Source organism: Domibacillus sp. DTU_2020_1001157_1_SI_ALB_TIR_016, from assembly GCF_032341995.1.
GTDB lineage: Bacteria > Bacillota > Bacilli > Bacillales > Domibacillaceae > Domibacillus > Domibacillus indicus_A.
The window spans coordinates 359110-371685 of the sequence record NZ_CP135439.1; the positions used below are offsets into that span (position 1 = coordinate 359110).

Sequence of the window (12576 nt, forward strand, 5' to 3'; positions counted from 1 at the left end):
GGGAGTACAACATGATGGAAAAGTTAAAGATTAAAGGCGGCCATTCTTTAAAAGGCACAATTAAGGTGGACGGCGCAAAAAACAGCGCCGTTGCCCTTGTGCCGGCTGCTATTTTGGCGGAATCTCCGATTACAATCGATGGATTGCCGGATATATCCGATATTCATATGTTAAAAGGTCTTTTGGAGGAAGTTGGCGGAGAGGTTACGTTTGAAGATGGGGAAATGAGAATTGATCCGACAAACATGACTGCTATGCCGCTGCCAAATGGAAAAGTCAAAAAGCTCCGTGCTTCTTATTACTTAATGGGTGCCATGCTTGGCCGTTTTAATAAAGCGGTCATTGGCTTGCCCGGCGGCTGCCATCTCGGCCCTCGTCCGATTGACCAGCATATTAAAGGTTTTGAAGCACTCGGTGCTGAAGTAACAAATGAACAAGGCGCGATTTATTTACGCGCAAATGAACTGCGCGGTGCCAGAATTTATTTGGATGTAGTCAGTGTGGGGGCAACCATTAATATCATGCTGGCAGCGGTTCGTGCCAAAGGTCAGACAATTATCGAAAACGCGGCAAAAGAGCCGGAAATTATTGATGTGGCAACGCTTCTGTCAAATATGGGTGCAAAGATTAAAGGAGCCGGCACGGATGTGATTCGTATTGATGGCGTAGAGCGTCTGCATGGCTGCCGTCATTCCATTATTCCGGACCGTATTGAAGCGGGTACGTTTATGATTATGGCAGCAGCGGCAGGAGAAGGCGTCATTGTCGATAATGTTATTCCGCTGCATATGGAGTCGCTAACGGCTAAGCTGCGTGAAATGAATGTGCCGATTGAAATCGGAGAAGACCGCATTTTTGTTGGAAAAGCCCAGAACCTTAAAACCGTTGATATTAAAACACTTGTTTATCCGGGGTTTGCAACCGATCTTCAGCAGCCGTTCACGTCGCTTTTAACAAAAGCATCAGGTTCGGCTATTGTAACCGATACGATTTATCCAGCGCGTTTCAAGCATATTGACGAGCTGCGCCGTATGGGAGCCAATGTGAAAACGGAAGGACGCTCTGCCATCATTAACGGTCCTGTTCAGCTTCAAGGAGCAAAAGTGAAAGCCAGCGATCTGCGCGCTGGTGCAGCACTTGTGATAGCCGGTTTAATGGCAGATGGCATTACGGAAGTAACGGGTCTCGAGCATATTGACCGCGGCTACAGCAAGCTGGCTGAAAAGCTGACAGCTCTCGGCGCTAATATTTGGCGGGAAGAAATGACAGAAGAAGAGTACAGTGAAATAAAAAGTTCATAGTATTAAGCGAAACAACTGGTAAATGTGTTACAATATATAAAAAATATGTGGCATAATGCCGTTGTTTGTTCGTCGCAGGGGGGGCAGGAGAGTAATGGAGAGAAGTTTATCGATGGAACTAGTCCGCGTTACAGAAGCGGCTGCACAAGCATCAGCACGCTGGATGGGCCGTGGCCTGAAGGACGAAGCGGATGGTGCAGCAACATCAGCAATGCGGGATGTGTTCGATACGATCCCGATGAAAGGGACAGTCGTGATCGGTGAAGGCGAAATGGATGAAGCCCCAATGCTTTATATTGGAGAGAAGCTTGGAAACGGCTATGGGCCACGCGTGGATGTAGCTGTTGATCCTCTTGAAGGAACAAATATTGTCGCAGCCGGCGGCTGGAATGCCCTGGCTGTTTTAGCAGTAGCAGATGCCGGAAACCTGTTGAATGCGCCTGATATGTACATGGATAAAATTGCCGTCGGACCTGAAGCTGTCGGTATGATCGACATTAACGCCTCTGTGACGGACAACCTAAGGGCTGTTGCCAAAGCGAAAAACAAAGATATTGAAGATGTGGTGGCCACGATTTTGAACCGCGAACGCCATCAGCATATTATTGCCGAGTTGCGCGAAGCCGGCGCTCGTATTAAACTAATTAATGACGGTGATGTTGCTGCGGCAATTAATACAGCGTTTGATAAAACAGGCGTTGATATTTTATTTGGTTCGGGCGGCGCACCAGAAGGCGTTATTTCTGCTGTTGCATTGAAAGCGCTTGGCGGGGAAATTCAAGGACGTTTGCTGCCGCAGTCTGATGCTGAGCTTGAACGATGCATGAGAATGGGTCTTGACGTGAATAAAGTTCTTCGGATGGAAGACCTTGTCCGCGGCGACGACGCTATTTTTGCGGCAACCGGTGTAACAGACGGTGAATTGCTGCGCGGTGTTCAATTTAAAGGCAAATACGCAGAAACACAATCTGTCGTTATGCGTGCCAAATCAGGTACTGTCCGTTTTGTAGATGGACGTCACAGCTTGCACAAAAAACCTAATCTTGTTATTAAACCATAAGCATACCAACAGCGGTGCAGCCGGTCCGGTTCTCCGCTGTTTTGTTTGATTTGCCCACTTGTTTATCATGCTTCATCGTCACCCCTCCCTTCTATCAAATCAATTTAATAAAGTGTGGTGCCATAATGGAAGAACTTACAATCAATCATCTTGAAAACTTAAAACTAAAAGAGTTATACGAACTTGCCAAAACGTACAAAATCTCCTACTATAGCAAGCTCACCAAAAAAGAACTGATTTTTGCCATCTTAAAAGCGCGTGCTGAGCAGCAAGGCTTCTTCTTTATGGAAGGAGTGCTTGAAATCATTCAGTCGGAAGGCTTTGGTTTCCTTCGTCCAATTAACTACTCAGCCAGCTCGGAAGATATTTATATTTCTGCTTCTCAAATTCGCCGGTTTGATCTTCGAAACGGGGACAAAGTATCCGGAAAAGTTCGTCCGCCAAAAGAAAATGAACGGTATTACGGACTTTTGCATGTAGAAGCGGTCAATGGAGAAGACCCGGAAACAGCAAAGGAACGGGTTCATTTTCCAGCGCTTACGCCGCTTTACCCGGACCGCCAAATCGAGCTTGAACTTGAGTCCAGACACTTATCTACCCGGATTATGGATTTGGTTTCGCCGGTTGGGTTTGGCCAGCGCGGCTTGATTGTTGCACCGCCGAAAGCCGGGAAAACAATGCTGTTAAAAGAAATTGCCAATTCGATCTCGGCCAACCATCCGGAAGCAGAGCTGATTGTCCTGCTTATTGATGAGCGCCCGGAAGAAGTAACGGATATCGAGCGCTCGGTGCAAGCTGAAGTCGTTAGTTCGACATTTGATGAAGTGCCGGAAAACCACATTAAAGTGGCAGAACTTGTACTTGAACGCGCCATGCGTCTCGTTGAGCATAAGCGGGATGTCATCATCCTTATGGATTCTATTACACGCCTGGCTCGTGCATACAACCTTGTGATTCCACCGAGCGGCCGTACCTTATCCGGCGGTATTGATCCGGCAGCTTTTCACCGCCCAAAACGCTTTTTTGGTGCCGCGCGCAATATTGAGGAAGGCGGCAGCTTAACGATTTTGGCCACAGCTCTCGTCGATACGGGCTCACGTATGGATGATGTGATTTACGAAGAGTTTAAAGGGACGGGCAATATGGAACTGCACCTTGACCGTTCACTTGCCGAGCGCCGTGTGTTCCCAGCCATCGATATTCGCCGTTCGGGTACGCGCAAAGAAGAGCTGTTGATTGGCAAAGAACAGCTTGATATGGTCTGGGCAATTCGTAAAACAATGTCAGATGCGCCAGACTTGGCAGATAAAGTATTGCGCCGTCTGCGCCAGACAAAAAGCAACGAGGAGTTTATTGCCCAGCTGCTTGCTGAAACAAAGAAAAATGGCGCCTCAAAAAAAATGCTGTAACCTAATTGCAATTTTTGAGGGTGCCTGCTATAATGTGATTTATGTGAATGAAATAAATAATTAGGAGTAAGACCTAATTATATTTAACTCTGTTTCGGAATGACTCAGGGCGGAAGGAGAGAAAAAAGATGCAAGCAGGAATTCATCCTAACTACAAAACTGCACTTGTTAAATGTGCATGCGGTAACGAGTTTGAAACTGGTTCAGTTAAAGACGAGATCCGCGTAGAGGTTTGCTCTGAATGCCATCCATTCTACACTGGTCGTCAGAAATTTGCTGACGCAGGCGGACGTGTGGATCGCTTCAACAAAAAATACGGCCTTAAAGATCAAGCAAGATAATGATAAAAGGGACAGGCAAGGAGTGCAAACTGCTTGCCTGTTTTTTTGTATGTAAAAATAAGAAAAGGTAAGATTGTTTATGCTGTCTAGCTTCAGGTGGCCAGCCCCTCTGTCATAAGTCGCCATGGCTATGTGGCAAAGAGCGCCACATAGCCGGTTCGGCTTATGCCTGCCGGGCCTGAACGGCTGCCTTAAGCTTAGGCACGCAGGATGCGGGTCATAAAGGCGTTACGACGATCGTGATGATCTAGTCGGGCGGCTGCCATAGGAAGTGGCAGACTTGAGCGCGGCGACACGATGTCGTGTTTTTAGCCTTTGATCTTTGATATAAAATGGAGGGACAGGCAGGATGGCCCAGCTTTTTTTTAAATATGGTGCGATGAATAGCGGCAAGTCGATTGAAATTTTAAAGGTTGCCAATAACTATGAAGAACAAAATAAGGGCGTGCTTTTATTTACGTCAGGTCTCGATACGCGGGATGAAGTCGGCTACATTTCAAGCCGTGTAGGCCTGCGGCGTCCAGCGCGTCCGATCTTCGCGGATACAAACGTATTTGAAGAGGTGCGAAGAGATCCATCATCGCCATCATGTATTCTGGTAGATGAAGTGCAGTTTCTATCAAAGAAGCACGTGCTGCAGCTCGCCCAGATTGTGGACGAACTGAACATTCCGGTTATGGGATTCGGCTTGAAAAATGATTTTCAAAACGAGCTGTTTGAAGGAAGCCAGTATATGCTTATTTACGCGGATAAAGTAGAAGAAATGAAAACGATCTGCTGGTTTTGTGAGCGAAAAGCAACGATGAATCTGCGCGTGGATGAAGAAGGAAAACCTGTGTATACAGGGGAACAAATTCAAATCGGCGGCAACGATACCTATTATCCGGTTTGTCGGAAATGCCATCAAAACCCGCCGCTTTAACAAACGAGGTGTAGACAATGTTTGATCGATTGCAGGCAGTAGAAGACCGATACGAAAAATTAAATGAACTGCTGAGTGACCCGGATATTGTAAATGATCCGGCTAAGCTTCGCGATTATTCTAAAGAACAATCAGATATTCAAGAAACAGTGGAAGTATACCGGCAGTACAAAGAAGCAAAAGAACAATATGCCGATGCGAAAGCGATGCTTGAAGACAAGCTTGATGCTGAAATGCGGGAAATGGTTAAAGAAGAAATGAGCGAGCTGGAAGGTACGCTTTCTGATCTGGAAGACCGGATGAAAATTTTGCTTATACCGAAAGATCCGAATGACGATAAAAACGTCATTATGGAAATTCGCGGCGCTGCTGGAGGCGATGAAGCGGCTCTGTTTGCTGGCGATCTGTACCGGATGTATTCACGGTATGCAGAAGCGAACAATTGGAAAATTGATGTGATCGAAGCGAGTACAACCGGGGTTGGCGGCTACAAGGAAATTATTTTTATGATTAATGGTCGCGGTGCTTATTCTAAATTAAAGTACGAAAACGGCGCCCATCGGGTACAGCGTGTACCAGAAACAGAATCCGGCGGGCGTATTCATACGTCTACAGCGACTGTTGCGGTTATGCCGGAAACAGAAGAAGTCGAAGTGGAAGTGCACGATAAAGACATCCGGGTGGATACATTCGCATCAAGCGGACCGGGCGGCCAGTCCGTCAATACGACGATGTCTGCTGTCCGGCTGACGCATTTGCCAACTGGCATCGTTGTATCCTGCCAGGATGAAAAATCACAAATTAAAAACAAAGAAAAAGCGATGAAAGTTCTTCGTGCGCGTATTTACGATAAGTTCCAAAAAGAAGCGCAGGCAGAATACGACGCTGTCCGCAAATCAGCCGTAGGTACCGGTGACCGCTCGGAGCGGATTCGCACGTACAATTTTCCACAAAACCGCGTAACCGATCACCGTATCGGGTTGACGATTCAAAAGCTTGATCAAATTCTTGAAGGCAAAGTCGGCGAAGTAATTGATGCTCTTATCGTAGAAGATCAGTCAAGCCGTCTTGAAAACCTGGAGGATTAATAAGTGGAACAAAAAATATATGAAGCCCTAAAATGGGCTTCTTCTTATTTAGTCGAGCACAGCCGCGATGCGAATGCGGGCGAACTGTTGATGAAACATGTAATGGGCGTAAGCCGCTCCGCTCTATTGGCGAGGCTGCATGATCCACTGACACCAGAGCGGTGGGATGCTTTTTCAAAAATGGTCCAACGCCATGCAGAAGGAGTGCCGGTCCAGCATTTGATTGGCATGGAAGAGTTTTACGGACGGACGTTTATCGTAAACAACCATGTTTTAATCCCGCGGCCCGAAACAGAAGAGCTTGTGTATCATACAATCGAAAAAATAAAAAAAATAAAGAGCCCGGTGATTGTGGATATTGGAACAGGGAGCGGTGCAATTGCTGTAACCATGAAAGCTGAACGGCCGGATGCTTCTGTCTACGCAGTGGATTTATCCCCAGAAGCATTGCAGACGGCAGCCCAAAATGCCGATATTCTAGGTGCGGACGTGACGTTTTGGCATGGCGACCTGGCAGAACCGCTCATTAAGCAAGGACTGCTGGTGGATGTCCTGCTGTCGAACCCGCCGTACATTCCGGCCCGAGAGCGGGAAACATTGTCCACAATTGTAGTGGATCACGAGCCGCATATGGCATTGTTTGGTGGAGAAGACGGGCTTGATTTGTACCGGAGGCTGGCCCAACAGCTGCCGCTTGTTATGAAGCCAGGGGGAATTGTCGGCGTGGAAACAGGCGCCGGCCAAACCGAAGACGTTGCCGCCCTCCTTCAGGCAGCTTTCCCAGATGGGACAGTAAGCATTATGTATGATATTAATAAAAAAGATAGAATGGTATTTTTGCACGTTTAAGATAAATCCTTTCCGGCGATACTGATTGTCGGGAGGGATGATAAAATGAAAACAAAAATTCTTATTCTATATGTATATGGACTTTCAGCTGCCGTTTGCTTTATGATGTATTTTGCCCCGTCTGATCCCGCTGCGGGCGGTATTCCAGAAGAGGCAATCCGTATCAGGGTCGTTGCGCATGACAACAGCCGATCAGAGCAGGAAAGAAAAGAGCGTGTTCACCTTGCAGTTGCTGAGCAAATCAACAAGTGGGCGGCGGATGCGCATTCACCCGGGGAAGCGCGTACCTTGATTGGAGAAAATATAAAAGAAGTAAAAGAAATCGCCGTAAAGACGGCGGGCGGTTCACCTGTTGATGTTTCGCTGGGCAAGGAAGCATTTCCTGCCAAGCAGTATGGCCGTTATGTATATCCGCCGGGCGATTATGAATCGCTTGTTGTCACCATTGGGGATGGACGTGGGGATAACTGGTGGTGTTTACTGTATCCATCGTTTTGTTTTCCGGAAGAAAAAGAAGAAGATCCGGGATATAAATGGGCGGTTATTGAGTTATGGGATCATTTGAAAGAAGATGATGATTTAAAAGAACGGGAAAAAGCCCTTGCGATGCAAGAAGATCTGGATTTATTATGTGAGAAAGTAAAGGAAGATCCACAGTCATCCACACAGTTATACACAACCGGGGATAAGTTATACACATATTGTGAATAACTTTGTTTATAACAAAGCTGAAAATCGATTTATATATAGAATTAAGTAAAGTATTCTTAGATTTTGTAAATAAAAAAAGCAAAGGTGACGAATATGGAGACGAAATACTGGTTTGTGGATAACTTTGAGGAAATTCATCAACATTATCCACAAATAAAAGAAGCAGCCGAGCTTATTCAAAGAGGAGAGGTAGTCGCATTTCCTACAGAAACCGTGTATGGCCTGGGGGGACAGGTAAAAATGGATAACGCTGTGGACAAAATTTTTAAAGCAAAAGGGCGGCCATCTGATAATCCGCTTATTGTCCACATTGCGGACAAAAAAGATGTGGACGAATTAGCTCATTCTATTCCATCCTATGCACGCAAGCTAATGGAGGCGTTTTGGCCAGGTCCGCTGACAGTTATTGTTCCAAAAAAAGATGGCGTTCTGTCTGAGCGGGTCACAGCCGGTCTTAATACGGTAGCTCTTCGAATGCCCAATCATCCAGCGGCGCTTGCTTTAATTAAAGAAGCAGGAGTGCCAGTGGCGGCGCCGAGCGCGAATCGTTCAGGAAAACCGAGCCCGACCACGGCTCAGCATGTGCTCGATGACTTAAAGGGGCGGATTGCCGGAGTGGTAGATGCAGGTGAAACAGGAGTCGGGTTGGAATCTACTGTCGTTGACTGCACAGGGGATTATCCAATTGTCCTGCGGCCGGGCGGCGTAACAGAAGCGGATATTAAAGCAGTAGCTGGAAAAGCGGATACAAATACCGTTTTAAAGAAACAGGAAGATGCCCCGAAGGCGCCGGGAATGAAATATACACATTATGCGCCTGAAGCACCTCTTTACATAATGGAAGGAACGGCCCAAGCTATTCAGAAAAAAGTAGATGAATGGAAGAAAGAAGGCAAAAAAGTCGGCGTGCTCGCCGCATCAGAAAACGCAGCCTCGTACAAAGCGGAGGCTGTTATTGCGTGTGGAAGCAGAAGTGACTTATCTTCGGTTGCCAGGGAATTGTACGGAGCACTCCGGGCATTTAATGAAAAGCCGGTCGATGTGATTATTGCCGAAGCGTTTCCGACAGAAGGCGTCGGTGCAGCCATTATGAACAGGCTTGAAAAAGCAGCGGGACATAAATGGATCAAATGAAAAAAGCAGGCTGACCAGACAGCCTGCTTTTTTATTTAGTGCGCAGGTCTTGTTCAGCGGTCTGCTGTGTGAGAAATATACATCAAATAAAATGGAATCAACATCAGGTTTTCTATCCTTAAGCATAACCCTGGGCGGCAGCGTCCTATACAGCAGCTAAAAGATTGTTTTGCATACGAAAAAAGTAAATCTGAGAGCGTGTTTATCGTTATGATTCCTGCATGGCGCCGGTTATAGAAAACACCGCCCGGCATATAGATAAGCATGGATATTTTTATTTTATCATTAGCACTGTCGGCAGACGCATTTGGTGCAGCCCTGGCTGTTGGAATGAGACGTATGGGATTATGGGACAAACTCAAGCTGAGTGCTGCAGTCGGTATTATGCATGTTATCCTTCCTGCTACCAGTATGACAGCAGGTAACTTCCTGCACGGAAGATTTGGGGATATTCTGTTTTCAGCGGGCGGGCTGGTTCTTGTCATTACCGGTCTGCAGATGGTGCTTTCCTTTTTCAGGCAGGAAGAACAAGAAAAGCCGGCCGGTATCGGTATCATGCTGTTTGCCTTCGGAGTAAGTATGGACAGCTTTTCAACGGGATTGTCGCTTGGTGTGCTCGGGATGGACAAGTCCATAGCGGTGATGAGCTTTGGGGTATTCTCGGGCGTTATGACCATGGCCGGCCTGCTGCTCAGCAGCCGGATTAGTACAGCAGCGGGAAAGGTTGGGGAAGCAGCAGGAGGTGTGTTTTTGTTATTGGTTGGGTTAAAATGGATATTCACATGACGAAGTCCTTTTCAAATAGAAAAGGACTATTTTACTGTAATTTAATCCATTATAATGAAAGAAAACGTATGCAAAGGTGGTCACCATGAAAATTTTATTCGTATGCACAGGCAATACATGCCGCAGTCCAATGGCGGAAGCCATTTTACGCCAAAAGAAGCCAGACTGGGAAGTGAAATCAGCTGGATTGTACGCGAGTCCAGGTGCACCTGCTTCAAGGGGAACGACTGTTATTTTAAATGAAAAAGGGATTCCACACAATCACGCCGCCGCCCAAGTCACAGAAGAACTGCTCAAATGGGCAGATCTTGTCATGACGATGACATCGTCACATAAACAGCTGATTGACGTTCATTTCCCGCAGTTTCGGGATAAAGTAAGACCGCTGAAAGAAGCGGACGGGGACGTAGTCGATCCATTTGGCGGTCCAGACGCGGAGTACCGAAAAACATTTGAAGAGCTTGATCACTACATAAGCAGATGGCTGGAAAGAGAACCTGAAAAGTGAGAGAAAAAAAGGCGTATTCATTCAGCATTCGAAAAAAACTGGTTCTGCTTGTGACGCTGCTTGCCCTTATTACGTATACCTTCAGTGCATTATTTATGTATTTTATTTATCCGACTTACTTTTCGCATATAAACGAAATGGTTTTTACGATTGCTACACTTGCGTTCGGTATTTTTTGGTCAGCTGTTTTAGCTTATTTTGCCGCGGCTTATTTTGTAAAGCCGATTATCAGGCTTGAAGCAGCCGCTCGGGAGGCGGCTTCAGGAAGAATTGAACAAGAAGTCGCTTTTCCAAATAGTGATGATGAAATTCGTGCACTCGCTTCAGCATTTAACGAGATGCTTACAAATTTACGAATGATGGTACAAAGCATCGAAAGCAACTTTGCTATTACAGATGAAAGCGTCGGCCATATCGCACAGATCAGCGGCCAGGCTATGCATCAGGCTGGGAGCATGGCACAAACAGCAGAGGAAATTGCCAGCGGTGCCGAAAGTTCCGCTCTTGCTGTACAGGCAACAGCAGAAGCAATGGAAGAAGTAGCCGAAATTGCTGGAGATGTACAAAGAAAAGCGAGAGAGTCCGCCCAAAAAGCGGGGAGTATGGTTGGCGAGCTGGACACAAGCAGAGAAACATTTCAATTGCTTATCTCCGGAATGGACGGGCTTGCGGCCGACAATACGGAGTCGCTTGAAGCGGTCCGGTCGCTTGAAGAAAATGCCCGCAAGGTCGGCAGCGTGATCAGCCTGGTAGGAGATATTGCTGCTCAAACCAATCTATTGGCGCTCAATGCGTCCATTGAAGCGGCACGCGCCGGGGAACATGGAAAAGGATTTGCTGTAGTAGCAGAAGAAGTACGCAAGCTTGCAGATGAAAGTGCCACAGCGGTCAAAAGCATTTCTGACCTTGTAAAGCAGATGCAGCTTGAAGTCGATCATGTTGTCCAGAAAATTACGGATCAGGCTAAGGCGGCAGAAGAAGGGGTTCAAAAAGGAGCGTCGGCTCAGGAAGCGGTTGGCCAAATTGGCGCAGCGATTATGAGTATGGCTGCCGAAGTCGAGGAAATTTCTACGCTTGTCGATCGGCAGATGGGCAAAATTGAACAAACGACGCACCAGTCTCAAGAGGTGGCTGCCATTGCTGAAGAAACCTCCGCTGGAGCAAATGAAGTGACCCATGCGGCACAAATGCAATCAGATGTGATTCATGAAATCGGCAGCATCAGCCAAAAGCTGGAGGAGCAGGCAGCTGCGCTCAAGTCTGTCATTACACGTTTTAAACTGTAGTTTCCCTGCGAAGTATGAGAAAATAAAACAAAAAAGCTTGAAAGGAGTCTTGGATATGAAGGTAGCCATCGCATCAGATCATGGCGGAATCAATATTCGCGAAGAAATCAAAACACTAATGGAAGAACTCGGCATTGAGTATGAGGATTTTGGCTGTGAGTGCGCCACATCCGTTGATTATCCAGACTACGCTCTTCCAGTAGCGGAAAAAGTCGCCGCAGGTGAATTTGACCGCGGCATTTTAATTTGCGGAACAGGCATTGGGATGTCCATTGCAGCCAACAAAGTAAAAGGAGCCCGCTGCGCGCTTGTGCATGATGTATATAGCGCTAAACTGACACGCCAGCATAACGACACAAATTTAATTGCAATGGGCGAGCGCGTGATTGGACCGGGGCTTGCACGGGAAATTGCCCAAATGTGGCTGACAACTGATTTCGAAGCCGGACGCCATGCCACGCGGATCGGCAAAATTGCCGAATATGAAGAAAGAAGCGGACAGTAATGGATCGGCCTACGGTTTGGAAACAGGAACTAGAGTCCCTTCTTTCAGAGCTGCAGGAACAAGCTCAATTTCAAAAAGGACAGCTGTTTATTGTAGGCTGTTCTACATCGGAAGTAGCCGGCGGCCGGATCGGTACAGCTGGTACAGATGAGACAGCAGCAGCTCTTTATGAGGTGCTGCAGGCCTTCGCGGAAAAAACAGGTGTTCATTTAGCTTTTCAATGCTGTGAGCATTTAAATAGAGCGGTCGTAATTGACCGGGAAGCGGCACAGCAATTCGGCTATGAAGAAGTAGCAGCTGTGCCGGTGCGGACTGCCGGCGGGGCCATGGCTGCTTATGCCTACCGGCAAAAGGACTGTGTACTCGTTGAATTCGTTAAAGCGGACGGTGGAATTGATATTGGTGATACATTGATCGGCATGCACTTAAAACATGTAGCTGTGCCGATCCGGACGTCGGGAAATTCAGTCGGCGCTGCGCATGTCACCATGGCCAGAACACGTCCTAAATTGATCGGCGGGCCGAGAGCGGTATATGAAAAAACGAATGTAAATGATTTCGACGGGACAGAATGTTAAGAAATGAGCTCGTTTTCAAAAAGAAAAAGCTCATTTTTTAACGAAAAAGCGTAAAAAAACAAAAAATGCGGTTGAAAGATTCGGGAAACATGTTATTA

General features: G+C 46.9%; 14 protein-coding genes. All 14 read left to right on the forward strand.

Annotated elements, in window-relative coordinates; all coding sequences use genetic code 11:
• The first annotated feature begins 14 nt into the window (after positions 1 to 14).
• The 14 genes from RRU94_RS09815 to RRU94_RS09880 all read left to right on the forward strand — a co-directional run bounded on the left by RRU94_RS09815 (position 15) and on the right by RRU94_RS09880 (position 12478).
• Positions 15 to 1301, forward strand: coding sequence for a UDP-N-acetylglucosamine 1-carboxyvinyltransferase (locus RRU94_RS09815; RefSeq protein WP_315694023.1), 1287 nt, complete (start codon positions 15 to 17; stop codon positions 1299 to 1301).
• 94 nt (positions 1302 to 1395) lie between these two features.
• Entirely contained in the window at positions 1396 to 2361 is a 966-nt protein-coding gene (gene glpX, locus RRU94_RS09820) for a class II fructose-bisphosphatase (protein WP_242232744.1), read from the forward strand.
• Between the two features lie 125 nt (positions 2362 to 2486).
• Positions 2487 to 3770: a transcription termination factor Rho gene (rho, locus tag RRU94_RS09825; RefSeq protein WP_251271578.1), complete on the forward strand. Its 1284-nt coding sequence runs from the start codon at positions 2487 to 2489 to the stop codon at positions 3768 to 3770.
• A 128-nt stretch (positions 3771 to 3898) separates the two neighbouring features.
• Positions 3899 to 4111 (forward strand): 50S ribosomal protein L31, encoded by a 213-nt coding sequence (gene rpmE, locus RRU94_RS09830; protein WP_242232746.1) that lies wholly within the window; start codon positions 3899 to 3901, stop codon positions 4109 to 4111.
• Positions 4112 to 4460: 349 nt separating this feature from the next.
• Positions 4461 to 5033, forward strand: coding sequence for a thymidine kinase (locus RRU94_RS09835; RefSeq protein WP_242232747.1), 573 nt, complete (start codon positions 4461 to 4463; stop codon positions 5031 to 5033).
• A gap of 17 nt (positions 5034 to 5050) precedes the next feature.
• Entirely contained in the window at positions 5051 to 6121 is a 1071-nt protein-coding gene (gene prfA, locus RRU94_RS09840; protein WP_309089290.1) for a peptide chain release factor 1, read from the forward strand.
• Between the two features lie 3 nt (positions 6122 to 6124).
• On the forward strand, positions 6125 to 6970 hold the full coding sequence (gene prmC / locus RRU94_RS09845) for a peptide chain release factor N(5)-glutamine methyltransferase (protein WP_315694026.1): 846 nt from the start codon (positions 6125 to 6127) through the stop codon (positions 6968 to 6970).
• Positions 6971 to 7015: 45 nt separating this feature from the next.
• Positions 7016 to 7681 (forward strand): stage II sporulation protein R, encoded by a 666-nt coding sequence (locus tag RRU94_RS09850; RefSeq protein WP_315694027.1) that lies wholly within the window; start codon positions 7016 to 7018, stop codon positions 7679 to 7681.
• 93 nt (positions 7682 to 7774) lie between these two features.
• Positions 7775 to 8815, forward strand: coding sequence for an L-threonylcarbamoyladenylate synthase (locus RRU94_RS09855; protein WP_315694028.1), 1041 nt, complete (start codon positions 7775 to 7777; stop codon positions 8813 to 8815).
• A gap of 264 nt (positions 8816 to 9079) precedes the next feature.
• The gene (locus tag RRU94_RS09860; protein WP_315694029.1) at positions 9080 to 9601 is read left to right on the forward strand and encodes a manganese efflux pump MntP; all 522 of its coding nucleotides are present in this window, start codon (positions 9080 to 9082) and stop codon (positions 9599 to 9601) included.
• Positions 9602 to 9686: 85 nt separating this feature from the next.
• Positions 9687 to 10109, forward strand: coding sequence for a low molecular weight protein arginine phosphatase (locus RRU94_RS09865; RefSeq protein WP_315694030.1), 423 nt, complete (start codon positions 9687 to 9689; stop codon positions 10107 to 10109).
• The gene (locus RRU94_RS09870) at positions 10106 to 11395 is read left to right on the forward strand and encodes a methyl-accepting chemotaxis protein (protein ID WP_315694031.1); all 1290 of its coding nucleotides are present in this window, start codon (positions 10106 to 10108) and stop codon (positions 11393 to 11395) included. The genes RRU94_RS09865 and RRU94_RS09870 overlap by 4 nt, the downstream gene beginning before the upstream one ends.
• 55 nt (positions 11396 to 11450) lie before the next feature.
• Complete coding sequence (gene rpiB, locus RRU94_RS09875) at positions 11451 to 11900, forward strand: ribose 5-phosphate isomerase B (protein WP_242232755.1); 450 nt, start codon at positions 11451 to 11453, stop codon at positions 11898 to 11900.
• On the forward strand, positions 11900 to 12478 hold the full coding sequence (locus RRU94_RS09880; RefSeq protein ID WP_315694033.1) for a TIGR01440 family protein: 579 nt from the start codon (positions 11900 to 11902) through the stop codon (positions 12476 to 12478). The genes rpiB and RRU94_RS09880 overlap by 1 nt, the downstream gene beginning before the upstream one ends.
• Positions 12479 to 12576: the final 98 nt, after the last annotated feature.